This is a genomic window from Komagataeibacter sp. FXV3 (genome assembly GCF_015155755.1).
Taxonomy (GTDB): domain Bacteria; phylum Pseudomonadota; class Alphaproteobacteria; order Acetobacterales; family Acetobacteraceae; genus Komagataeibacter.
The window spans coordinates 14,691-36,838 of record NZ_VWPI01000165.1; the positions used below are offsets into that span (position 1 = coordinate 14,691).

Genomic DNA, 22,148 nt, shown 5'->3' on the forward strand with positions numbered 1-22,148 from the left:
CAGCTCATTACACTGTCATGATCTGATTGGGTTATACATGAGCGTTACAGTATTCCCGTCCGGTTTCAATATGGGGAATGATCGAATTTTTTCCGCTGTGAAAAGCCACGGGGGTAAGGTCATGTTATGGGGGGAAGGAAGTAGGAAATGCGCATACTGATAACGGGAGGCTGCGGGTTTATCGGTTCCGCGGTTGTGCGGCATCTGATGGCCCAGACCGCGCATGATGTCCTTAATGTCGATGCCCTGACATATGCGGCAAGTATAAAGGCAACGGAAGATGCGGCGGCAACCGGGCGTTACAGGCTGGAAGTGGCGGATATTACCGATGCCGCCGCAATGGCAAGGATATTTGACGATTTCGCCCCCGATGCCGTCATGCACCTGGCGGCGGAAAGCCACGTTGACCGTTCCATTGACGGACCTGGTACATTTGTCAGTACAAATATAGTTGGCACCTATACATTGCTTGAGGCCGCGCGCGCATGGTGGATGCGACAGGACGCGGCACGGCGGAAGGCATTCCGTTTCCACCATATCTCGACCGATGAGGTCTTCGGCGCCTTACGCCCCGGCGATCCACCCTTTACCGAACAGACCCCCTATGACCCGCGCAGTCCGTATTCGGCCAGCAAGGCATCATCCGATCACCTGGTCCGCGCGTGGTACCATACCTATGGCCTGCCAACATTCGTCACCAACACCACCAACAATTACGGACCGTGGCATTTTCCTGAAAAACTGATCCCGCTGGTAACGATCAACGCGATTGAGGGGCGTGAACTGCCGGTTTACGGCACGGGACAGAACGTGCGCGACTGGCTGTTTGTCGAGGACCATGCCGAAGCGCTGGTCCGCGCGGTGGAACAGGGGCAGCCCGGTGAAACCTACGCCATCGGCGCGCGACAGCCGCGCACCAACATGCAGGTGGTGGAAGCGATCTGCACGATACTGGATGAACTGCGCCCCGACCCGACAGGCCCGCATGCGCGCCTGATCCGGCACGTGACCGACCGTCCGGGACATGACTTCCGTTATGAAATCGACCCGACCCATGCGGAACAGGCGCTGGGCTGGCGCGCCCGCCATGATTTTGAACATGGCATCCGGCGCACGGTGCAGTGGTACCTGGATAACCGGGAATGGTGGGAAAACATTCGGGCAGCCCGTTATGGCGGGGAACGCCTTGGCCACACGGGTGACAAGATGGGAACAGCAGCATGAGCGAGAATACCGCGACAAAACCGACCAAGGGCATTCTTCTGGCTGGTGGTTCGGGCACGCGCCTGCACCCCATGACGCAGGCGGTCAGCAAGCAGTTGCTGCCGGTTTACGACAAGCCGATGATTTTCTATCCCCTGTCCACGCTCATGCTGGCGGGGATACGCGATATCATGATCATATCGACACCTGGGGACCTGCCACTGTTCCGGCGGCTGCTGGGGGATGGGTCGGATCTGGGTGTGACCTTCACATATCGTGAGCAGCCTTCGCCCGATGGCATTGCGCAGGCCTTCATCATTGCCGATGACTGGCTGGATGATTCGCCGTGTGGCCTGATACTGGGTGATAACCTGATTTTTGCCGACCATCTGGGCAAGCAGATGCGTGCGGCGGCAACACGGCCCACCGGGGCTACTGTCTTTGCCTATGAAGTACGTGATCCCGAACGCTATGGCGTGGTCAGTTTCGCCCCCGACGGGCATGCGCTGGATATTGTTGAAAAACCGACGCACCCGCTGTCGAACTGGGCTGTAACGGGTCTGTATTTCTATGATGGGCGCGTGCGTGAATATGCCCGCAGCCTGAAGCCCTCACCACGCGGGGAACTGGAAATTACCGATCTGAACCGGATTTACCTGCAGAACGGTGACCTGCATGTCCAGCGCCTGGGGCGTGGCTGCGCATGGCTTGATGCCGGCATGCCTGACAGCCTGATGCAGGCAGGGCAGTTCGTGCAGACCATCCAGTCCCGTCAGGGGTTGCTGGTTGGCTCCCCGCATGAAGTGGCCTTCCGTCGTGGCTTTATTGATGCGGCGGCGCTGCAATCCTATGCACGGCGCATGATCAAGACCGAACTTGGGCGCGCACTTATGGAAATTGCCAGTGCTGCTCCTGAAGAGGATGCCGAGGCGGCTTAAGGATTATTTCAAAAGATCCTGCTGATGGTAATAAAAGCTCCTGGGCGCCGCCTTTTTTTCGGAAAGGCGGCGTCTTTCGATGATTGTTTTAAAAAGCTTCATGATTGCAGGCATGTTTCATGACCCTGGTTCAGGGTGGCGGAATCACAAAAACGTGTCATGGAATTATGAATGTGTTGTGCCCCGTCAATGTGCTGAATGAGAGTTTTCTTATATTTTAAGGGAAGTTACTTATTCAGGAGCAAAAGACATGGGACGTGTATCGGGAAAGGTGGCGCTTGTCACAGGCGCATCGCGCGGGATTGGCAAGGCAACGGCCCTGCTGCTGGCGCGTGAAGGGGCGAAGGTGGTCGTGGCCGACCTGAAGGCGGATGAAGGTGAGGCCGTTGTCGCGGAAATAAAAAAAGCCGGCGGGGAAGCGCTTTTCGTCTCGCTTAACGTCACGGCGGAAGAAGACTGGAAGCAGGCGATGGCCGCTATTGCCACGCAGTTTGGTCGGCTGGACATAGCGGTCAATAATGCGGGCATTCTCTATTCCGGCTCTGTCGAGACAACCAGCCTTGAGGACTGGCGACGGGTGCAGTCGGTCAACCTTGATGGGGTGTTCCTGGGCACGCGTTACGCCGTGGAAGCCATGAAGCCACATGGCGGGGGATCGATCATCAACCTGTCCTCCATCGAGGGACTAGTCGGTGACCCCGCGCTTGCCGCCTATAATGCCAGCAAGGGGGGTGTCAGGCTGTTCACCAAATCAGCGGCACTGCACTGCGCGAAACAGGGTTATAAAATCAGGGTCAATTCCATCCACCCCGGTTATATCTGGACCCCGATGGTGCAGGGTTTTACCAAGGAAACCCCGGACCAGGCCGCGGCCCGGCAGAAGCTGATTGACCTGCACCCGCTGGGCCATCTGGGGGAGCCTGATGACATTGCCTATGGCATCGTATTCCTTGCATCCGACGAATCAAAGTTCATGACCGGCAGCGAACTGGTCATTGATGGTGGTTATACCGCACAGTAATTCCATCTTTTTTACTGTAATTGGAACAGGTGCCACCACGCCGTAGTCTATGCCGCGGCGTGGGTACCTGTTCAGGGACAGCGGCGCGGGACATAGGATACGACCCGGTCCAGCAGCGTATCCATTTCGGGCCGGGCCATCGGGTCGATGCAGGTCGCCACATATGCACGTGCACGCTGCTTGATGGTGTTGGCCGAGCGGAGGCTGATCGAAAGCGCATCGCTTTCCTCAATCAGGTCCGCAACCGTCATGTGCCGCTGGAACGCGGTACGGGCAATGTCAAATGCCATATGCTCCACGACCGTTTTCATTTCCGCGCGTCCAAAGGTGGACTGGCAGTTCATCAACTGGGCGTCGGCCTGCGCATATCGCCGGATAACCGGCAGTTTGCCGCTACGGTGAAAATGCCGGTGGTGCCATGCCCTTACCCACATGTGTTCGCGGTGGGCGGTTTCGTATTCATGTATGTCCGCATTGTCATCCTGGATCAGGGCATGCACGGCACGCGCGGCAAGCCATGCGGATGCAAAATCAGGATAGGCTTGTCCATTCCATAACGGTTCGACCCCACGGGAGCCGGTGGCAAAGCGGAAATTACGCTGTCCATCCACCCCATACAGGATGGAAATGGATGGAGCCGTTAACGGATCATGCCCCACGACAAGGATATGCCCCCCATCGCCCGCATGCATGTGGCGCTGAAGGGTAAACAGGTCGAACAGGGCGTCATCTTCAGCCGATCGTTCGGCATGCGCCTTTACATAGGTCAGGAAAAGCGGATTGCGCACGCCGGTCACGCCACGGGGACAGAAATCAAACCGCCACCACCGTGACATCTTGACCATATGGAACGCCAGCGCATTGCGCAGCCGGGTCAGGGCGGGGGAGACGGCACCGTCATTGCAAAGGGCCTGTACGTCGCGGAACCGGGTTGTCAGCGTATTGATCTGCCGCGCGAAAGGACGTCGGGGATCAAGATAGTGCAGAATCTGGTCCGGGGAGGAATGTTCAAGGTGCCAGTCGGCCGTGCATCCTGTGGTTTCACTCATGATTTACATGGTCCCTGTAAGAATAAAGGGAATGCGGCATGGCATATGTGCAATGCCACGGGTGTATTCACGGCGTTGTCCTGGGAAATTGACGGTTGGGAAAACTGCCTGATCGTGCCGTGGGTGTTTTGTTTATATTGAAAACGAATATCATTCGCAATAAGAAAAATTCAGGCTGCTGACAGAACGCCTCCATGCCTCCCTTTCCTGCGTCGATCAGGCAGGGATGGGCTGGCGTGATTGGCATGACGTTTTCGGGTGTGATCCATCGCTGGCATTCCCTGTCTTGCGCAGATCAATGGCAGCGGCGATCCGCTGGCTATCGTGGAAACGGCAGGGTGGAATACGATCTGGTTTACATGGCGCACGGGCGGGTCGTTGTGGCTGGATATCCGAATTATTTGCAAAACGATGCAGATCGTCTTCTTCCGTCAGGCAATGCGTTCTGGGCAGGCTTCACGATTCTGGTCGCGCTGTCCGGTCCATGATATGTGGTACAGGAACAAGACAGGGCGGTCCTTTTCATTATGACCGATTTCATCACCGATTTTGCAGATCAGGCCGTTATTCTGCCGGTGGTGCTGACTGTTGCCTGTATCATGGGCCTGCGGGGATGGTGGCAGGGCATATATGTATGGAGTGTCGTGGTCGTCCTGACGCTGGGGATCATGCTGCTGCTCAAGATCGCGGGCCTGTACTATGCCTGGTTGACACAGGCCATGGTCATAAGCCCCAGTGGGCATGTCGCATCGGCATGTGTGACGTATGGCGGGCTGCTGGTCCTGCTATGGCGACGCCAGTTGGTGCGTTATCCCGTTGCCATGCTGGTGCCCCTGCTCGCGGTGGCGCTGGTCATGGGGTATACCCGGTTGCAATTGCAGACCCATACCGTGGGCGAGGTTATTGTGGGCGCCCTTGTCGGATGTATCGGGGGGATGGTACTGGGTATGAAATGCGGGCCGGTGCCTCCTTCGCTATGGGGTTATCTGTTGCCGTGCGTGGTCTGCGTCGCCATGGTGTTCCACGGTTTTCACCTGGGGGCGGAAGTGACGATACGGCACGTCTTTTCCCCCGAAGCACTGTTTCCCACGCATCTGTAATGCACATGGGGTTGATTTCTTGACCGGATGTCCCGGTATTGTTGCGCGCAGGCAGAAGATGTAATTCTTCTTTACTTCAGCAGGTGCAGTGTAATCTCTTTTCGCTTTCAATGGTCCTGTAATGATCTGATATCTATTTTTTGTCGGTTTGTGGCTGCCTGTCTTTGCCTATTGCTGGCAGGTTGTGTGCAGCATATCCCCACCCATCCGCAGTAGGCAGCGGGGTTCACGCCCTGCCGCGATAGGCCGCCAGCACATCCGTTGGAAACAGGGCACAACCTGACGCTGCGTTACAGGTCTCCCCCGAATTCAACAGCAATGACCCGCCAATCGGGCCGGATGGGCATATCCGCCTGCCGCAGCCTGGTCGGATCATGGCGGCGGGACAGTCGAGAAATTCGATGCCCGCATTCTGCGTGATCCGCTGGCTGACGTGCGGGTCAATATCCATGGTCCGGCACAGGGCGTCCGTTGCGGAACAGGCATGGTCGATAAGGCGTATGAAATCCTGCCTGCATCGTCTGTCTGCTTTCGCGGATGGGCTGGGCAGTCGGATCAGAAGGCAGGTTCCGGGCAGCATGCTGCCTGCTTTGCAGTGGAAATGTCCCACTGCCGCATGGTGTCACGCGTGAGGAGATAGGCAGGAGGGGCGGGTTGATGTTATTCATGCCCCATGAAGTGTAGGGACAGGAGAGATACGGGTAAGGGCATGGGGCGCTGGTGCAGGTATGCGCGGCTCCGGGCCGCATGGGCGTTCCGTCAGCAATGGGACGGCAGGGCAGGCGGATGATGCCATTCGATCCTGATGCGGCTTCCCCATTGGTGACTGCCCCGCCTGCGGGCAGTCCGGAACTGGGACAGTTCGCGTTGCAGATACCGGGCATGCACCTGAACAAGCTGTTGCAGGTGCTGGAATCGCGCGGGGTGTCCGTCGCCCATATCCTGGCCCGTTTCGGGCTTGACCGCTCCGGCCTGCGGCAGGGGGGATCGCACATCCTGTATGGGGATTATGTGCGCCTGCTGGACTGTATCCTGACGGAGGTCATGGTGCCGGGGCTGGGTTTCCTGGCCGGGCGGCATATCAACGCAGCCGATTTCGGGGTGGTGGGCTATGCCTGCATCAGCGCCCCGACCTGGCGGGAAGCCATAAGCCGCTTCATCCGTTACCAGGCGCTGCTGGGCTATGGCATCCGCATCCGCCAGCATCTGGTGGAAAATGCCAGCCATGCCGTGATCGGCGCGTGCGTCCTGCCCGAACTGCCCGCGCGTACCCTGCTGTATCTGGTCGAGGAATGGCTGGGTAACTGGAGTGCCTGGCTGGAATCCAGCGGGTTGGAGCTGGCGGAAATCCGCCTGGTTGTGCCGCGGCCGGATCATGCCGCGCTGTATATGCGGTATTTTTCCTGTCCGGTGCATTTTTCATGCGCGGAAAATGAAATCCGCGTCTGCCGCAGCCATCTGGGCAGCATGCCCGAAATGGCGAATGATATCGCGGCCAACATGATGGCGGATTACTGCGAAAACATGCTGGCGCGAATCAACCAGAGCCTGAGCATTGTCGAACGTGTCCGACAGAGCATCAGCGCGCAGTTCCGCGCCTCGCCGCACGCGACACGCCCAACGGTGGAGGTCGTCGCCGCCGATCTGGGCATGGGGGCGCGGACACTGCGTCGCATGCTGGCGCTGGAGGGGGTGCGTTTTCAGGATCTGGTCAACGACCATATGGCCCGCCTGGCGCAGGCCATGCTGCGTGACAGTGACCGTTCCATCAAGGAAATCGGCTTTTCGCTTGGCTATACCGAAGTCTCGGGCTTTCATCGTGCCTTCCGGTCATGGACTGGCATGACCCCCGGTGCCTATCGTGAGGGCAGGGAGGCATAGGTATGGTTTACATACATATAAAGTAAACTACGCATTATTGATATTTTGCAGGGATATGTCCATCCACTATCGTAATATTTCTGCTGCCCTGCGCAGGTATGTCAATATCATGAATTAAAAAACATATTTCTGGTGAAGTCATGATTTTAAAATTTCTGTATTATTGAATTTGTATTTGTAATTATGGCAACGCTGCGAAAGCATGACATGCCGGTCGCGCACGGATGGGCAGTTTTTCTGTCCCGGTCAGTCGGATGGAAATGGACGCGTCAGGAACAAGGCGCGTAAGTATAAAGAAAGATCACGGCGTCAGGCCTGCCACACTCAGGCGGGCAGATCATGGCGCCGGGACGGCACGTTATCAAGGGAGATGAAGTGGATGGCACGGCTTATTATCAGCGCGGATGGGCCCGATAACGTGGCGGGATGGCGCACAGCCTTCCATCATGTCGCCCCGGATCTGGAAACCTGTTCATGGTATGACCCTGATCTGGAACTGCGGGCGGATGATTACGCGCTGGTCTGGACACTGTCCTCCGCTGATCTGGCCCGCATGAAGGGATTGCGGGCCATCATCTGCACCGGGGCCGGGGTCAACCACCTGCTTGATGATCCCGCTTTTCCCGCCCATGTCCCGCTGGTGCGCATGGGCGGAGACCAGACGGCGGCCCTGATGGCCGATTACGTGCTGTGGGCGGCGCTGGGACTGTTGCGGGATGCCCGGACATGGGCGCTGCAGCAGGTGGCGGAGGTCTGGCGTAACAACCGCGTGTCGCGCACCTGTGCCGAAACGCGGGTGGGGATTATGGGCATGGGGCATCTGGGTGCGTATGTGGCGTGTCACCTGCACCATGTCGGTTTTGCGGTGTCAGGCTGGCGGCGTTCGGCGCGGGACGTGCCGGGCATTCGCGTATTCGCCGGTGATGAGGCTCTGCCCGATTTCCTCCGCGACGCAGATATCCTGGTCAACCTGCTGCCCAGTACGACCCAAACGCGTGGCATGATCAATTACGACCTGTTGAAACAGTTGCCGCATGGGGCGGGGCTGATCAATGTGGGCCGGGGCAACCATGTGGTGCAGGCCGACCTTATCCGCGCGCTGGACGAAGGCGTGCTGGGTGGGGCCGTGCTGGACGTCACCGTGCCCGAACCCCTGCCGGCGGGGGATCCGTTATGGCGGCATGAACGGATCACGGTCACACCGCATGTGGCATCCGAAGCCTCACGGGAGGCGCAGGTGCGTTATGTCGTGGATGTCATCGGCCAGATGGAACGCAACGAGCGCCCTGCACTGCTGTGTGATCCCGGACGCGGGTACTGATCTTTCAAGGATTTTTTTCAAAAAAACTCATTGATAAAAATAACAAAAGTTTTTGGATGCCGCCTTTTTCAAAAAGGCGGCAATCCTTGGATCCTTTTGGCGACAAGTTTCATGGAAAACGTCCCTGGTTGCATTTGAAGCTGTCCCTTACACGTTCGGAAAGCTGATGGTATGCGGCACAGATCCATCATGTGCCCGATCGGTCAGGGATGATGCATGACCGCAACCCGGGCAGGGAAAACGTAGCGGTCACGCCATCATGCTTGACCGTGGCCGCGATCCGGGCTTTTAAGAACCCACGGCAATGGACTCTGCCAGACCATGATGGTCGAACCGCTCCCTTCGTGGGGCTGATGATTCCTACCCAATGCCATTGCGGCAACAAGGGGAGGAATCCGTGTAGGGCCATAGATATCATGTCAGCATGCAGGCCACAGTAGCCTGTTTTTCCATGAAAAAATGCCGGGTCTGGCGAATATCAATGAATATTGACGTAATCATGCGCGATGGCTGCCGTGTGGTGGTCGTGTTGCTGAAATGGGCGTTTCTTCTAATCGGGCTGTCAGCGTGTGTTGGCAGTGCATGCGCCGCGTTCCTGTGGCTGCTGGATCGGGCGGCGGATATACGGCTGTCCCACCCGTGGCTGCTGTATGGCCTGCCGGTGGCGGGTGTGGCAATTGGCCTGCTCTATCACTGGTTTGGCCGCACCGCGGAGGGCGGCAATAACCTGATCGTGGACCAGATTCACGAACCCGGCGGTGGCGTGCCCCTGCGCATGGCGCCACTGGTGCTGGTGGGAACGGTTGTCAGTCACCTGTTCGGGGCATCGGTCGGGCGGGAAGGCACGGCGGTGCAGATGGGTGGCAGCATTGCCAGTGCAATCGGTCGGTTGTGCCGTCTGTGCGACCCACATGAAATCCGTATCCTGCTGATATCTGGCATTGCCGCGGGCTTTGCCGCCGTATTTGGCACGCCGGTGGCGGGTGCGGTGTTCGGCATGGAGGTGCTGCGGGTAGGGCGCATTGAATATGGCGCGCTGGTTCCCGTCATCCTTGCGGCCACCATGGCGGACTGGGTCTGCCATGCATGGGGGATCGAGCATGTACCCTATCTCCTTGGCTTCCATGGTTATGCCGGGCTGGACGGGCATTTTTTCCATGCCGACATCATCCTGCTGGCCAAGGTGATTGTGGCGGGCGTGGCGTTTGGCCTGGCCAGCCTGCTGTTTGCGGAATCCGTGCACCGGGTTGCGGCGGTGTTGCGCCGCGTCTGCCCCACGCCGTGGCTGCGTCCCGCCATTGGTGGGGTCGTGACCATCGCGCTGGTATGGATATGCGGGTCACGCGATTATCTGGGGCTGGGGATTATCGCCCCGGAAAATGGGGGGGCGTCTATCCTCGATTTCTTCGGGCCTGCGCATTATCCGCTGGCATGGGCGTGGAAGCTGGTTTTTACCGTCGCGGTGCTGGCGGCGGGCTTCAAGGGCGGGGAGGTCACGCCCCTGTTCTTCATCGGGGCCGGTCTGGGCAATGCGCTGTCCGCCTGGCTGCATGCACCGGTGGACCTGATGGCGGCGGTGGGGTTCGTGGCCGTGTTTGCCGGTGCGGCCAATACGCCGCTGGCCTGCACGCTTATGGGGGTTGAACTGTTCGGGGCGGCTGATATCGTCTATTTTGCCACGGGTTGCTTCGTGGCCTATGCCTGTTCCGGGCATTCGGGGATCTATCTGGCGCAACGTATCGCGGTGCCCAAGCGGTACGCCGCCCGTATGCTGACTGGCGTCACATTGCGGCAGGCGCGCACGGGATATCGGCCGGATACACCTACCTCATCGGGCAAAAAGGCATCATCATGATCATGTCCCACGGATCAACGCCCTCGGGCCGCATGGATCGTGCCGTAGCCATGGGCAGCCTGTGCCTGGCTGTCTGCATGGGGCCGGTCAGTCATGCATGGGCGACGGAAAATGCGCCCCCTTCGCCTGCGGAACGGCGGATCATCACGCAGCGCATCACCGCACTTCCCGCCCGGGAACGTCCGGGTGTGATGGGGCAGGACATGGCATGGCAGATGACCACCTTCTTGTGTCAGGACGCCGCACGTTCCGTGCTGGTCCGCAGGGGCGCGCAGCCACACCGCTTCTTCCTGCAGGATGATCGTCCCGATAGTCAGGTCGTGGTCAGTCCGGCCCTGATAAAAGGGCGCGGTCAGTTTCTGCCAGTCACCAGCCCCATGCGCTGGGTGGCGTTTACATGGTCCTGCCATCTTGACCCCGCGACCGGTCATGTCGTGCGTTTTGACGTGAACCCGACGACACGGCAGGGCACGGAACCATGATGCGGTGGATGGTGCCGGGTATTGCCCTCGGTCTGTCCTGCCTTCCGGTCTATGCCCATGCCCATGCCCATGCGGTTCGTGATTGCACATTCCATCATGCAGCCATGGTGCTGGATGATGGGCAGGGCGCGTTTGATGGCATGATGCATGGCGGAATGTGGCTTGTGGTGCGCAATACGGGTCCACGGGCCTGTTCGCTGGCATCGGCCGGTCCGATATCGTTTGAAGATGGGCACCACCATACCATCCCGGTCCGGTGGCAACAGGGCGTGGCCGTGCCAGACGGTATGCTGCGTCCGGGCGGGCAGGTCAGGACAGCCCTGCGCTGGGTGTCAGGCAATGCGTTTGACCCGGGTTACTGCATCACCCCGGCAACATTGGTGCTGCCATTGCACGGGGGTGCGCTACGACAATCCTTCGGTCGCAGCCTGTGCGCCCCCTCCGGCGTGCCACCCACACTGGAACAGCAGCCGTGGCGGGCAGCGCCAGAATGACAGTAAAGAGAAGTTTCTGGTGAGGCTTTCTTCAAAACCTGCAAGGAACGCCGCCTTTTAAAAAAAGGCGGCACCCAAAAACTTCCATCTGTTTTGCGATACTCTTTTAGCGGGTCAGGGACTTGAAGTTGCGGGTCTGTTCGGTCAGGGCAACCTCAACCGGCAGGCGTTCCATGCTGGATGCGCCATAGAAGCCATGGCAGTCCGGACAACCGGCCAGGACTTTCTGCGCATCAGTCGGCATGGCAATCGGGCCGCCATGGCACAGGGCGATAATATCAGGGCGTACGCTGCGTGCGGCTTCGGTAATGGCATTGATCCGTTCAATGCAGTCATCCAGCGTAAACGCGGTTTCCGCCCCGATCGCCCCGCCGGTCGTCAGCCCCATATGGGCCACCAGCACGTCAGCGCCCGCCTTTGCCATGTCCACGGCATTGGCCGGGTCGAATACATAGGGCGTGGTCAGAAGGTCTTTGTGGTTGGCGCGGGCGACCACATCCACTTCCATGCTGTAGCTCATGCCGGTTTCCTCAAGGTTCTTGCGGAAATTGCCGTCAATCAGCCCCACGGTGGGGAAGTTCTGGATGCCGGAAAAACCGACGCGTTTGACATCATCAAGAAACACATCGAAATCCACGAACGGGTCGGTGCCATTCACCCCCGCCAGTACTGGCGTATCAGGCACGACAGGCAGGACCTCGCGCGCCATGTCCATGACGATCTGGTTGGCGTTGCCATAGGCCAGCAGCCCCGCCAGCGACCCCCGGCCCGCCATGCGGTACCGGCCGGAGTTATAGATCACGATCAGGTCGATGCCGCCCGCCGCCTCGCACTTGGCGGACAGACCGGTGCCGGCACCACCACCCACGATGGGCTTGCGTGCGGCGATCATGGTGCGGAATCGGGCAAGGATCTCACTGCGGGGAATGCTGGGCATTGTCTGTATCCTTCATGAAAATACGGGAAAATTCATGCGCAAGCGCATCGGCAAAGGCCGGGTCGTTGATCGCATGGGGCAGGCGGATCAGCCGACGGCGCGGTGTCTGGTCCAGTGTTTCGGACAGGGCGGCATAAAAGGCTTCATCCGCCACCGGGTCGTGAAATGGCGCGCCGGGCTGGTCGAGGATGGAAAAACCGCCCTCTGGGTAGAGGAAACGGACCTCGCCTTCGCACCGGTTCAACTGGTGGCCGACCATGTGGCCCATGGCGCGACATTCCGCCACGCTGGTGCGCATGAGGGTGATCTGGGGATTATGTTCGACAAAAACACGGTCGCGATACCGTTCAGGCACCGTGGCGCGCGCGCCGAAATTGACCATGTCCAGCCCGCCGCAACTACCCACATACGGGTATTGCGTGCGGATGACGGCACCCAGACGGTCCGTGTCGCATGGGAAAATACCGCCGGCCACCAGATCGCAGAACTCGGTCAGTGTCACGTCAATGAAGCCGCGTATGACCCCGTCATCCGCCAGCCGTTCCATCGCACGCCCACCGGTGCCGGTGGCATGGAACACCAGGCAGTCAAACCGTCGTGACAGGTCATGGACAATATGATCGACACACGGCGTGGTCACGCCAAACATGGTCAGGCCAATGGCGGGACGCGGGTCAGGGGGGATATGGCACGAGGCCTGCGCCATGCCCGCCATGGCATTGGCGGCGTTGCACAGGATGATGCGTGACAGGCGGTTCAGCCCTTCCATATCGGTGACCGAATACAGCATGGCGATATCCGATCCCCCGACATAGGGCGCGGTATTGCCCGATGCCACGGTGGAGACAACCAGCTTGGGCAGCCCCAGCGGCAGCGCCTGCAACGCAGGGGCCACCAGCGCCGTGCCGCCAGAGCCGCCAATGGCCATTACCCCCGCCATGTCGGTGCGCGCCAGCAGGTAATGGCGCAGGGCAACGGCCATGGCGGCAATCGATTGCCCGCGTTCACCGCGGAATACAGCACTTTCGCCATCGGGATGGCATGCGGCCACCGTGCGCGCGCTGACATCCGCATCCGCAGGCGTGCCGCGTGTGCTGACATCCACAATCAGCCCCGTAACCCCACGTGCATGCAGGCATTGGCGGATATAGGCCAGTTCCGCGCGCTTGGTGTCACAGGTGCCAAGGATATAGACGCAATGGGCCGTCATGCGGGTTTCCTCCCGTGGCGGGCGTTAAGCAGGGTCAGGATGATGATGGCCGCCCCCGTGGCGCACAGCCCGCCGACCAGAAACACGACCCCATATCCGTAACGGTCCGCCAGCAGGCCGGCCAGCGGCCCGGTCGCGCCATAGGCCAGGTCCTGAAACGCGGCAAACCCACCCAGCGCCGTGCCGCGCATGTGCGGGGCGACCAGCCGCACGACCTCCACCCCAAGCGCGGGATAGACCATGGAACATCCGGCCCCGGTCAGCACGGCTCCCGCCAGCGCCAGCAGCGGTGTGGGCGCGCACCATAGCAGGTACTGCCCGGCCGCCTCGATCAACAGGGAAAACAGCGCGACTTTCAGCCCGCCGATCCGGTCAGGCAGGTGTCCGCATACGATGCGTCCGGCCACGAACGCCCCCCCAAAACAGGTCAGCCCCAGCCCGGCATAAGGCCAGTGCGCATGCAGGAAGCGCAGCGGCAGGAAGGCCCCAAGGGCGGCAAATCCCACCCCCTGCAACGCCACTGCGATGCCTTGCCAGCGGATGGTGCCCAGTATGCGCCAGAACGGCGGCCTGCCCCCGGCATGCGGCTGCGAAGGCGGTACATTGTGCACCAGTGCCAACCCCACCAGCGGCAGCAGGGCAGACACCACCATGAGGGCACCCAGCCCCCAGTGTTCGTATATCGCAAGCCCGGTCGGGCCACCCACGGCAAAGGCGCCATACATGGCGGCCCCCGTCCACGCCAGCACCCGTCCCGCGCGCTGCTGGCCCATAAGGCCGATACCCCAGCCCAGCATGCCCACGATGGTCAGGCTTTCCCCGATCCCCAGCAGCAGCCGTCCCATGATCAGGATGGCGTAACGCGCGGCATGGGACAGGCTGCCCATGCCTGCCAGCACGCAGATCAGGCTGGCCGCCACATACAGTACCAGCCCTGCGCGCATGCACGGCCGTCCGCCCCGGATGTCGGCAAAGGCCCCGGCATGATTGCGGCTGAGAATGGTGGAAAAGAACGCAATGCCCACCGCCAGTCCCGCAAGGCCATTGCCATAATCTGGCCAGTGCAGGATGGCGACCGGCAGGGCCGCCAGCGGCAGCGCCACCGCCATGTACGACAGGAACAGCGCGATGGCGAGGCGCGCCAGCAGCCCAAGCGGCCCGCTATCAGATTTCACGTGTGATGCGCACATGCAGCGGTTCGGCCAGTGCGGTCCTGAACACATCCGCCATCGCGCGGAAATGCGGTGTGGTTTCATGTTCGGCCAGGGCTTCGGGGCTGGCCCAGCGTTCCACGAACACGAAAACCTCCGGGTCCGACACGTCACGATGGCATTGGTAGGAAATGTTGGTTTTTTCCAGACGGGATGCCTTCACGCAGTCATGGATGGCCGCGATCGCCACTTTTTCATGGTCGGGGCGGACGCGTATGGTGGCGATGACCGTAATGGGCTGTTCTGTCATGGACCGTTCTCGGCTTGTGTGTGTTGCCTGAATGATAGGCTGCTGTGACACTTTCCTTCCACGAAGAAAGTGTCACGTGACACTATTGCTGCATCCCCGCATGCACATGATGCAGGCGGCGCAGGGCCTCCGTCAGGTCGGGCAGGGTAGCCGGGCCAAGGCACAGCCTTATTCCGCCCCGCATGCAGGGGCCAGGCCCGGCTATAAAGGGCTTCAGGGGGGTGACCCGCACGTCTTCACGCGCTGCTGCGGACACGAAATCCGCCGCCTGTTCCATCGACATGGGCATCCATGCGTGAAAGGCGTCATAGGCGGGTGGCGTCAGGGCGGGGCCAAGAATACGCATGGCCAGTTCGCGCCGTCGCCCGGCTTCGCCCCGTAGCGCGCGCCGGACGGAGGTCGCGGTGCCATCAAGCATCCACTGCGCCATCATGGCATAGGACAGGGGGGCGATCATGAGTGATGAATTCAGCAGCGCATCTGCCGCCGCCGCCATGAAGCGGGCAGGGGGGGCAAGTGTTCCGATACGCAGGCCGGGGCTGAGGGTCTTGGACAGGCTGTTAACATAAAACGTCCGCTCCGGCGCCAGCGTCACCAGCGGGGGCAAGCGGTCATCGCGGGCACAGTCATAGACGTCGTCTTCGATAATCAGGGCGTCATGGTTGCGGCATATCCGCACGATGTCATGCCTGCGGGCGTGGTCCATGGTGGCGGTGGTGGGGTTGTGCATGGTGGGGGTGACATACAGCACGCCCTGACCATGATCGTGGGCGCCCAGCACGCGATCAAGCGGTTCGGGCAACAGGCCGTGACGGTCTATCGGTAATCCGTGCGGTGCAAACCCCGTCTGCCGCAGCAGCGACAGCATGCCGGGATAGGCCAGTTCTTCGGTTATGGCGATAGTGCGGATCCTGCGGCATACGCTTGCGGCTACACCCAGGGCCTGCTGCGCCCCGCTGGTCAGCAGCAGGCGGTCGGGCGGCATGTCCACCCCCAGTTCCGCCAGCCAGTGGCCCATGATCCGGCGGTGTTCGATATGTCCGGCGATGGGGGGATAGACATTGAACAGTGCCGGATCGACCGTATGGGCAAGGCGGCCCAGCGTGCGGGCCAGCGCACGATTGCCGAACATGGGGGGCGGCATGTTGGCCGACAGGTCGATGACATGCCCCGATCTACCGGGGCGGGAGGCCACGAACATGCCGCGCCCGCGCACGCTGCGTACCAGCCCGCGCCGTTCCAGCATGGCATAGGCCCGGGTTACGCTGCCCACCCCGATGCCCAGTCGCCATGCAAGGTCACGGTGCGCGGGCAGGCGGTCCCCCGCATCCAGTTTTTCCCCCATTATGTCACCCGCCAGTGCATCCGCCAGGCGTTCGGCGGGGGGCGTGTCACCAGGCGGCAGGTAGGGATGCCATGGGGAATTCAGGCGCATGCGGGGCCAAGCCTGTCCTGTTGCGGGTCATGCCCGGCATAGCAGGTCATGACCGGGCACGAAATATGCGGCCTCGCGGCCGTCATTTCCATGTATGATGTTGCGTATCCATTACAATCCGGACGCGGACGGGGGACGTCCCGACAGAAGGGGGGAAAGACTTGGCCCAGTATCGTTTGGCGGGAACGGACGGCGTCCATGGCATGCGGCCACTGGCCATCATGGCCGGGCTGTTTTTCATCATCGGCTTTGTCACGTGGCTGAACGGCCCCTTGATCACTTTCGTGCAGGTTGCCTTCAGCCTTGGCCCGGTGGGCGCATTCCTGGTGCCGATGTGTTTTTACCTGTCCTATCTTGCCTGCGCCTTTCCCGCGATGGGGCTGGCGCGACGCGTGGGACTGCGCGACGGGATCGTGCTGGCCCTTGTCATCATGGCGGCAGGCACATGTGTATTCGGGGAATGCGTGGGCCAGCGCTGGTATCCCGGTGCGCTGTCGGGGCTATCTGTACTGGGGGCGGGACTGACGCTGCTGCAGGTCACGGTCAATCCGTATGTCACCATGTTGGGGCCGCCACAGGGGGCGGCGCGGCGCATTGCGACCATGGGGATTGCCAATAAGGTATCTGGTATTATCGCACCAATAATATTTTCCGTTCTGGTCATGCACGATATTGCCGGTGTCATGGCCCATCTGACCGGTGCGGTGGACATGGGACAGCGTGCGGCTGTGCTGGCCACGTTCGCGCATGCCGTGGTGGTGCCCTATCGCTGCATGGCGGTTGTGCTGCTGTGTGTCGCCTTCGGGCTACGTCGTGCGGGTCTACCTGATATCCGGCTGGTTGATGGGGATGCCGCCACGCCGCATTCCGGACGCATGCCCCTGCGGGCATGGCTGGGGATTGGTGTGGTATTCATCTATGTGGGGGTCGAGGTCATGGCGGGGGACGCCATTGGCGTTTACGGGCGTGGGATGGGAATTTCGCTGGGGCAGGCGCGGTTCCTGACCTCGCTGACACTGGGGGCCATGCTGGCGGGTTATGTGGCCGGGACGGTCATGGTGCCCGGCCGGTGTACGATGGTCCGCTATCTGCTGGCATCCACTATCCTGGGGGTGATGCTGTGTCTTGTCGCGGCCATGACGGCGGGTGTCGGGTCGGTCATGTGCGTGGCGCTGCTGGGGCTGGCCAATGCCATGATGATGCCGATCCTGTTTCCCCTGGTGCTGCACGCGGCGGGTAAAGGACAGTATCGCGCCACGGCGCTGCTGGTCATGGCGTTTTCGGGTGGGGCGTTCATGCCGCAGCTTTTTGCCGGGCTGATTCCGGTTGTTGGCATGAAACCTGCCTTTGTGGGCATCATGCTGCCCGCCTATGGCATGATCGGTGGATACGCGCTGTGGATGGGGCGTGCGGGTCGGTCAAATCCAGACCTGGGGGATGGGCGATAATGGAACGGCGTGACGGGGCGTCTGTGAAACGTCCCGCATATCATAAGAAAGTTTCTGGTGAAGCTTTTTTCAAAAAGCTTTGGTAAACGCTGCCTTTTTGGAAAAAGCAGCACGAAAAAGCTTTCATTATTTATAAATATGTCATTCTGAAACGCTCTTTTACGGAAAATAATGCTGCCATGCCCGATATCCGTCGTTTCCGGTCTGGTCTGCCGTTCGTATTCATGGTGGGGATATGTGCGTATATGCCTGCGGCGGTGGCGGAACCGGCGCTGATGCCGCAGCCCCGGACCTATCACCTCCAGCCCGATGCAATGCCACTGACCGGAGGCGTTGCGGTGGAATGGCAGGGGATGCGATCCGTCTTGCTGGACCATGCGGTAGAGCGTTTCACGCAGCGTCTTGCCGCCCTGTCCGCGCGTGCCGTCGCACCGGACGGCCAGCCGGGGCTGATCCTGCGTATCCATTGCCTGGCACCGGATGCGGATATGCTGTCCATCCACATGCAGGAACACTACAGCCTGCGGACTGATGCGCAGGGCGCGACGCTGGAAGCCGATGGCCCGGCGGGCGTGCTGCGTGGTCTGGCGACGCTGCTGCAACTGGTGGAACGGCGGGAGACGGGGCCGGTGCTGGACGCGGTCGAGATCGATGACGCCCCGCGTTTTGCATGGCGGGGCCTGCTGGTGGATGTCAGCCGGCATTTCATGTCCCTTGCCGCGCTGAAGCGCCAGCTGGACATGATGGAACTGACAAAACTGAACGTACTGCACCTGCATCTGTCGGACGGGCAGGGCTTCCGGGTGGAAAGCAGGCTGTATCCCCGCCTGCAGCAGGTGGCGTCCCACGGGCAGTATTATACGCAGCAGCAGGTGCGTGAACTGGTGGCCTATGCGGCGCAGCGGGGGATCCGTATCGTGCCGGAATTCGATACGCCGGGGCATAGCTACGCGCTGCTGCTGGCCTATCCACAATATGCGGCCCAGCCCGTGACCACGCCCATGGACCCGAAACGGGTGGTCCGGGCCGCGATTGACCCGACCAGTCTGCAGGCCCGTGACTTTATCGCCAGGCTGTACCATGAAATGGCGGGACTGTTTCCCGATGCCTATTTTCATGTGGGTGGTGATGAGGTCCGGCCCGATGAATGGACGGGAAACCCGCATATAAACGCCTATATGCAGCAGCATGGCTATACCACCGCCGCCCTGCAGGCCATGTATACGCAACGTGTGCATGGCATGCTGGCGCGCGATGGCAAGATCATGATGGGCTGGGACGAATTGCTGGACGCCCCGATACCCGCCAGCATCGTGATCGAGCCGTGGCGCGGGTCACGTTATACGGCAGCGGCCACGCTGGCGGGGCATCCGGTCGTGGTGTCATCGGGGTATTATCTTGATCTGCTGTTGCCTGCGGCCGAACATTACCGGGTTGATCCGCTGGACCCGCAGGGCAATGGCCTGCCGCCCGATCAGGTGGCGCAGGCCCATGCATCTTTCCTCGAACCCTTTGCACTGGATCCCGCAGCGCGCATGACGTCCGCACAGGATGCCCGCGTCATGGGGGCGGAGACCGCCCTGTGGACGGAAATCGTGACGGAAGAAATGCTCGACAACCGCCTGTGGCCCCGGGCGGCAGCACTGGCGGAGCGGTTCTGGTCACCAGCCAGCGTGCGTGATGCAGCCAGCCTTGCCGCGCGCCTGCCGGTTGTTCAGGCGGAACTGGAACTGCTGGGCAATCGCGCGACAGCCGACCGGGCGCGCATGATGGCGCGACTGGCCCCCGATGACGTAACGCCGCTGGCAACCCTGCTGTCCGTCACCAGCCCGGTGCGTAATTATGCCCATAACCACGTATTTGGTCCCAGCCGTGTTGTCCCCACTGCCGATCCGCGCCCGCTGGACCGTGCCGCCGATATCGCGGCGACGGACAATACGCAGGCCGCGGTTTTTCACCGTGACGTGCTGTCCTATCTTGCGGGACACAAGGATCTGGCGCCAGGCCTGCGCGCCCGGCTGGAAAACTGGCGCGATAATGACGCCCGCCTGCGGCTGCTGGCGCAACGCGATCCTGCCGTCGCGGAGGTGCTGCCCGCATCGGCCCTGTTGGCGCGACTGGCGCAGGCGGGGCTGGATGCCATGAACGCACCTGCGACCGGCTGGCATGAACAGGCTGAAGCCGCACTTGCCATGGCGCAGGGCCAGTTTGCCGCATCTGCTTCCATGCTGGCGGTCAGGACCAGCCCCCAGCCCGCGGGTGACCTGCTGCCTGATATCACGCCGGGCATCGCGGCATTGGTGCAGGCTGCGCGATCGTCAGACAGGGTGGCGCAGCAGGGTACAGGGACCCGATAGGGTAACAGTCCGCCCCTCATGCACGGACAGATCGTGCTGACCGGCATGACCTTGCAGCAAGCCTGTGGGGGCAGCGCGTAATTGGGAAACGGTCCGACCGTCTATCGTTCCACATTGTCCGGTGGGAAGGGACAAGGGGAATCCGCATCTGTTCCATACCCCCCGTCCATAATCCGGCGATCGTATTGCTGCAGGGCATCCCTGTCAGGGGCACCGTTCAGTCCATTAGGGTTTCAAGGCAGGAAAACCGGGCTGGCGCGTAGACTGCAATGCCATTACGGCGCAGCAATGCCGCCGTCACGCCCTGTCCTGCATGCCGTGTGCCCGTGAACTGGCCATCATAAATGAAGCTGCTGCCGCATGAAGGGCTGCCGTCCATCAATAATGCAAACCGGCAGCCATGGCGTCGTGCCAGATCCAGCGCCCGGTACGCGCCGTCCAGAAAGGGGGCGGACACATCATGGCCGTCCGCTTCACATACGCGGCCCGATCCGTCCAGAACGGCGGTGCCGTCCCGCCCCCGGATGATTTCGGCGGGTGGCCGGGGTGTCGGCAGGCCAGCGGCGGTTTCGGGGCAGAAGGCGATGACCCGCCCCTCCGCCTGCCAGCGCGCCAGACTGTCCTGCATCAGGGTTCGCGCGGTGCCATCATACCTGACGGGTTGGCCAGACAGACAGCCACTGATCAGCAGGGTCGGTTTCATGGCCTGAACATGGCATGACCGGTCACGGGAAGGAACCGGTCAATACCCGCCCCACGGCGGTATCGACCCGGATTGATGCCCCCGGGAATACCCCCATCCTGTGGAACAGGACGCGTATTTCCATGCCATTGAATGACGGATATATGTCGGATTTCAAGGGATTGCAGCTACGAACGCGCATAGTGCGGGAAGGCTTGGAGGTCTGGGCGGGAATCGAACCCACGTACGCGGATTTGCAGTCCGCTGCATCACCATTCTGCCACCAGACCTCAGCGGCTCTGGCGCTATATCCGCTGAAATGTGCCTCAGGTCAAGCCGTTGTGTGCAGGTGGGGCGTTGTTTCGGTGTAAAAGCGGCGCATAAATAGAAAAAAGCCGGGAAAATGTTGCCCGTCCGGCCGGGCGGCCGACCCCTTATCCCGTCAGGGCAGCGTGTTTCAAGGAAACGTTATGGACAAGACAGACCCCGATTATGTGCCTCTCGATTTTGGTGCGGCCCGCCAGCGCATGGTCGATGCCCAGATCCGTCCCGCGCAGGTCAGCAATCCCCATCTCATCGCGGCCATGCGCGCGCTGCCGCGTGAACAGGCGGTGCCCGAGGCCCTGCGTGCCTTTGCCTATGCCGACCAGAACCTGCCGTTGGGGGAAGGGCGCTACCTGACCGAACCGCGTGTGACGGGACGCATGCTGCAGGTTGCCGAACCCGTGCGGGGGGAACGCGTGCTGGTGGTGGGGGCAGGGACCGGATACCTGGCAGCCCTGCTGGCCACGATGGGGGAGGCGCTGGAGGTGACGGCCCTCGAATCGGAACGGCGGCTGGCGGACATCGGCCGGGCGCTGTGTTTCACATGGGCGCCCGACGTACACTGGCGCGAGGGCGCGCTGGTTCATGGCGCGCCGGATCACGGGCCGTACGACCTGATCATGATTGACGGGGCAGTGCGCGCCGTGCCCCCGGCGGTGCTGGGGCAGCTGACGCAGGCCGGACGGGTGATCGCACCGGTCTGCGCTGATTCGGGGGTGACATCCGTCAGTCGTGTCGTGCGCACGGCACAGGGCAGCGCGGTGCAGCCCCTGTTTGATGTCGCGGTGCCGCTGCTGCCGGAACTGGAACCGGACCCCGCCTTCGTCTTCTGATGGCGCGGCGGCCCGGCCCCGGTTAACGCCTGCGCAATATCCTGCCCGTAAACAGGGCATGCGAACGGCATGTTCGCGCATGGCATATCAGGGCGGGGACGGGAATGCGGGGAAACT

21 protein-coding genes and 1 tRNA gene are annotated in these 22,148 nt (G+C 61.2%); 13 read left to right on the forward strand and 9 right to left on the reverse strand.

The window, feature by feature from the left end; translation table 11 throughout:
- The first annotated feature begins 147 nt into the window (after positions 1–147).
- The 3 genes from rfbB (at position 148) to F1542_RS15605 (ending at position 3,162) form a co-directional block, all read left to right on the forward strand.
- Positions 148–1,224 carry a dTDP-glucose 4,6-dehydratase gene (gene rfbB, locus F1542_RS15595; protein ID WP_193733850.1) on the forward strand — a complete coding sequence of 359 codons (1,077 nt, stop codon included), beginning with the start codon at positions 148–150 and terminating at the stop codon, positions 1,222–1,224.
- A complete protein-coding gene (rfbA, locus tag F1542_RS15600; protein WP_193733851.1) occupies positions 1,221–2,141 on the forward strand; it encodes a glucose-1-phosphate thymidylyltransferase RfbA in 921 nt (306 codons plus the stop codon). Before rfbB ends, rfbA begins: the two co-directional genes overlap by 4 nt.
- 250 nt (positions 2,142–2,391) lie before the next feature.
- A complete protein-coding gene (locus tag F1542_RS15605) occupies positions 2,392–3,162 on the forward strand; it encodes an SDR family oxidoreductase (protein WP_193733852.1) in 771 nt (256 codons plus the stop codon).
- A gap of 71 nt (positions 3,163–3,233) precedes the next feature.
- Here F1542_RS15605 and F1542_RS15610 read toward each other — a convergent pair whose 3' ends face one another.
- Positions 3,234–4,211 (reverse strand): hypothetical protein, encoded by a 978-nt coding sequence (locus F1542_RS15610; RefSeq protein WP_193733853.1) that lies wholly within the window; start codon positions 4,209–4,211, stop codon positions 3,234–3,236.
- A gap of 236 nt (positions 4,212–4,447) precedes the next feature.
- Between F1542_RS15610 and F1542_RS15615 the strand changes: the two genes are divergently transcribed.
- Together F1542_RS15615 and F1542_RS15620 are read left to right on the forward strand one after the other, a co-directional pair.
- Positions 4,448–4,699: a hypothetical protein gene (locus F1542_RS15615; protein WP_193733854.1), complete on the forward strand. Its 252-nt coding sequence runs from the start codon at positions 4,448–4,450 to the stop codon at positions 4,697–4,699.
- Between the two features lie 39 nt (positions 4,700–4,738).
- On the forward strand, positions 4,739–5,311 hold the full coding sequence (locus F1542_RS15620; RefSeq protein ID WP_193733855.1) for a phosphatase PAP2 family protein: 573 nt from the start codon (positions 4,739–4,741) through the stop codon (positions 5,309–5,311).
- A gap of 226 nt (positions 5,312–5,537) precedes the next feature.
- Here F1542_RS15620 and F1542_RS15625 read toward each other — a convergent pair whose 3' ends face one another.
- Positions 5,538–5,762: a hypothetical protein gene (locus tag F1542_RS15625; RefSeq protein WP_193733856.1), complete on the reverse strand. Its 225-nt coding sequence runs from the start codon at positions 5,760–5,762 to the stop codon at positions 5,538–5,540.
- Positions 5,763–6,097: 335 nt separating this feature from the next.
- Here F1542_RS15625 and F1542_RS15630 point away from each other — a divergent pair, with 335 nt between their 5' ends.
- The 5 genes from F1542_RS15630 (at position 6,098) to F1542_RS15650 (ending at position 11,344) form a co-directional block, all read left to right on the forward strand.
- Positions 6,098–7,192 carry an AraC family transcriptional regulator gene (locus F1542_RS15630; RefSeq protein ID WP_227672799.1) on the forward strand — a complete coding sequence of 365 codons (1,095 nt, stop codon included), beginning with the start codon at positions 6,098–6,100 and terminating at the stop codon, positions 7,190–7,192.
- Positions 7,193–7,571: 379 nt separating this feature from the next.
- A complete protein-coding gene (locus F1542_RS15635) occupies positions 7,572–8,513 on the forward strand; it encodes a glyoxylate/hydroxypyruvate reductase A (protein WP_193733858.1) in 942 nt (313 codons plus the stop codon).
- A gap of 481 nt (positions 8,514–8,994) precedes the next feature.
- A complete protein-coding gene (locus F1542_RS15640) occupies positions 8,995–10,368 on the forward strand; it encodes a voltage-gated chloride channel family protein (RefSeq protein ID WP_193733859.1) in 1,374 nt (457 codons plus the stop codon).
- 2 nt (positions 10,369–10,370) lie between these two features.
- A complete protein-coding gene (locus F1542_RS15645; protein WP_227672800.1) occupies positions 10,371–10,850 on the forward strand; it encodes a hypothetical protein in 480 nt (159 codons plus the stop codon).
- Positions 10,847–11,344, forward strand: a complete 498-nt coding sequence (locus F1542_RS15650) for a DUF4232 domain-containing protein (protein ID WP_193733861.1) — start codon at positions 10,847–10,849, stop codon at positions 11,342–11,344. The genes F1542_RS15645 and F1542_RS15650 overlap by 4 nt, the downstream gene beginning before the upstream one ends.
- A 106-nt stretch (positions 11,345–11,450) precedes the next feature.
- Here F1542_RS15650 and F1542_RS15655 read toward each other — a convergent pair whose 3' ends face one another.
- The 5 genes from F1542_RS15655 to F1542_RS15675 all read right to left on the reverse strand — a co-directional run bounded on the left by F1542_RS15655 (position 11,451) and on the right by F1542_RS15675 (position 16,387).
- The gene (locus tag F1542_RS15655; protein WP_193733862.1) at positions 11,451–12,281 is read right to left on the reverse strand and encodes a phosphoenolpyruvate hydrolase family protein; all 831 of its coding nucleotides are present in this window, start codon (positions 12,279–12,281) and stop codon (positions 11,451–11,453) included.
- Positions 12,259–13,491 carry a Tm-1-like ATP-binding domain-containing protein gene (locus tag F1542_RS15660; RefSeq protein WP_193733863.1) on the reverse strand — a complete coding sequence of 411 codons (1,233 nt, stop codon included), beginning with the start codon at positions 13,489–13,491 and terminating at the stop codon, positions 12,259–12,261. The genes F1542_RS15655 and F1542_RS15660 overlap by 23 nt, the downstream gene beginning before the upstream one ends.
- Positions 13,488–14,681 carry an arabinose transporter gene (locus F1542_RS15665; RefSeq protein ID WP_193733864.1) on the reverse strand — a complete coding sequence of 398 codons (1,194 nt, stop codon included), beginning with the start codon at positions 14,679–14,681 and terminating at the stop codon, positions 13,488–13,490. The genes F1542_RS15660 and F1542_RS15665 overlap by 4 nt, the downstream gene beginning before the upstream one ends.
- A complete protein-coding gene (locus F1542_RS15670; protein WP_193733865.1) occupies positions 14,656–14,952 on the reverse strand; it encodes a putative quinol monooxygenase in 297 nt (98 codons plus the stop codon). The genes F1542_RS15665 and F1542_RS15670 overlap by 26 nt, the downstream gene beginning before the upstream one ends.
- 82 nt (positions 14,953–15,034) lie before the next feature.
- Positions 15,035–16,387, reverse strand: coding sequence for a PLP-dependent aminotransferase family protein (locus tag F1542_RS15675; protein ID WP_193733866.1), 1,353 nt, complete (start codon positions 16,385–16,387; stop codon positions 15,035–15,037).
- Positions 16,388–16,548: 161 nt separating this feature from the next.
- On the opposite strand from F1542_RS15675, the gene gluP reads away from it, so the two are divergent.
- Positions 16,549–17,835 carry a glucose/galactose MFS transporter gene (gene gluP, locus F1542_RS15680; RefSeq protein WP_227672801.1) on the forward strand — a complete coding sequence of 429 codons (1,287 nt, stop codon included), beginning with the start codon at positions 16,549–16,551 and terminating at the stop codon, positions 17,833–17,835.
- A gap of 179 nt (positions 17,836–18,014) precedes the next feature.
- A complete protein-coding gene (locus F1542_RS15685; protein WP_193733867.1) occupies positions 18,015–20,192 on the forward strand; it encodes a beta-N-acetylhexosaminidase in 2,178 nt (725 codons plus the stop codon).
- Positions 20,193–20,409: 217 nt separating this feature from the next.
- On the opposite strand, the gene F1542_RS15690 is transcribed toward F1542_RS15685, so the two are convergent.
- Together F1542_RS15690 and F1542_RS15695 are read right to left on the reverse strand one after the other, a co-directional pair.
- A complete protein-coding gene (locus F1542_RS15690; RefSeq protein WP_193733868.1) occupies positions 20,410–20,895 on the reverse strand; it encodes a DUF523 domain-containing protein in 486 nt (161 codons plus the stop codon).
- Between the two features lie 195 nt (positions 20,896–21,090).
- Positions 21,091–21,164: transfer RNA gene (locus F1542_RS15695), tRNA-Cys, on the reverse strand.
- Between the two features lie 180 nt (positions 21,165–21,344).
- Here F1542_RS15695 and F1542_RS15700 point away from each other — a divergent pair.
- Positions 21,345–22,031: a protein-L-isoaspartate O-methyltransferase gene (locus F1542_RS15700; RefSeq protein WP_193733869.1), complete on the forward strand. Its 687-nt coding sequence runs from the start codon at positions 21,345–21,347 to the stop codon at positions 22,029–22,031.
- Positions 22,032–22,148: the final 117 nt, after the last annotated feature.

Bases quoted from the DNA above. Each gene is read 5' to 3' on its own strand.
- F1542_RS15635 (WP_193733858.1), top strand. From the start codon at position 7,572: ATGGCACGGCTTATTATCAGCGCGGATGGGCCCGATAACGTGGCGGGA.
- F1542_RS15660 (WP_193733863.1), bottom strand. From the start codon at position 13,491: ATGACGGCCCATTGCGTCTATATCCTTGGCACCTGTGACACCAAGCGC.
- F1542_RS15645 (WP_227672800.1), top strand. From the start codon at position 10,371: ATGTCCCACGGATCAACGCCCTCGGGCCGCATGGATCGTGCCGTAGCC.
- F1542_RS15605 (WP_193733852.1), top strand. From the start codon at position 2,392: ATGGGACGTGTATCGGGAAAGGTGGCGCTTGTCACAGGCGCATCGCGC.
- F1542_RS15655 (WP_193733862.1), bottom strand. From the start codon at position 12,281: ATGCCCAGCATTCCCCGCAGTGAGATCCTTGCCCGATTCCGCACCATG.
- F1542_RS15640 (WP_193733859.1), top strand. From the start codon at position 8,995: ATGAATATTGACGTAATCATGCGCGATGGCTGCCGTGTGGTGGTCGTG.
- F1542_RS15685 (WP_193733867.1), top strand. From the start codon at position 18,015: ATGCCCGATATCCGTCGTTTCCGGTCTGGTCTGCCGTTCGTATTCATG.
- F1542_RS15665 (WP_193733864.1), bottom strand. From the start codon at position 14,681: ATGTGCGCATCACACGTGAAATCTGATAGCGGGCCGCTTGGGCTGCTG.
- F1542_RS15650 (WP_193733861.1), top strand. From the start codon at position 10,847: ATGATGCGGTGGATGGTGCCGGGTATTGCCCTCGGTCTGTCCTGCCTT.
- rfbB (WP_193733850.1), top strand. From the start codon at position 148: ATGCGCATACTGATAACGGGAGGCTGCGGGTTTATCGGTTCCGCGGTT.
- F1542_RS15675 (WP_193733866.1), bottom strand. From the start codon at position 16,387: ATGCGCCTGAATTCCCCATGGCATCCCTACCTGCCGCCTGGTGACACG.
- F1542_RS15625 (WP_193733856.1), bottom strand. From the start codon at position 5,762: ATGGATATTGACCCGCACGTCAGCCAGCGGATCACGCAGAATGCGGGC.
- F1542_RS15630 (WP_227672799.1), top strand. From the start codon at position 6,098: ATGATGCCATTCGATCCTGATGCGGCTTCCCCATTGGTGACTGCCCCG.
- F1542_RS15690 (WP_193733868.1), bottom strand. From the start codon at position 20,895: ATGAAACCGACCCTGCTGATCAGTGGCTGTCTGTCTGGCCAACCCGTC.
- F1542_RS15610 (WP_193733853.1), bottom strand. From the start codon at position 4,211: ATGAGTGAAACCACAGGATGCACGGCCGACTGGCACCTTGAACATTCC.
- rfbA (WP_193733851.1), top strand. From the start codon at position 1,221: ATGAGCGAGAATACCGCGACAAAACCGACCAAGGGCATTCTTCTGGCT.
- F1542_RS15700 (WP_193733869.1), top strand. From the start codon at position 21,345: ATGGACAAGACAGACCCCGATTATGTGCCTCTCGATTTTGGTGCGGCC.
- F1542_RS15620 (WP_193733855.1), top strand. From the start codon at position 4,739: ATGACCGATTTCATCACCGATTTTGCAGATCAGGCCGTTATTCTGCCG.
- F1542_RS15670 (WP_193733865.1), bottom strand. From the start codon at position 14,952: ATGACAGAACAGCCCATTACGGTCATCGCCACCATACGCGTCCGCCCC.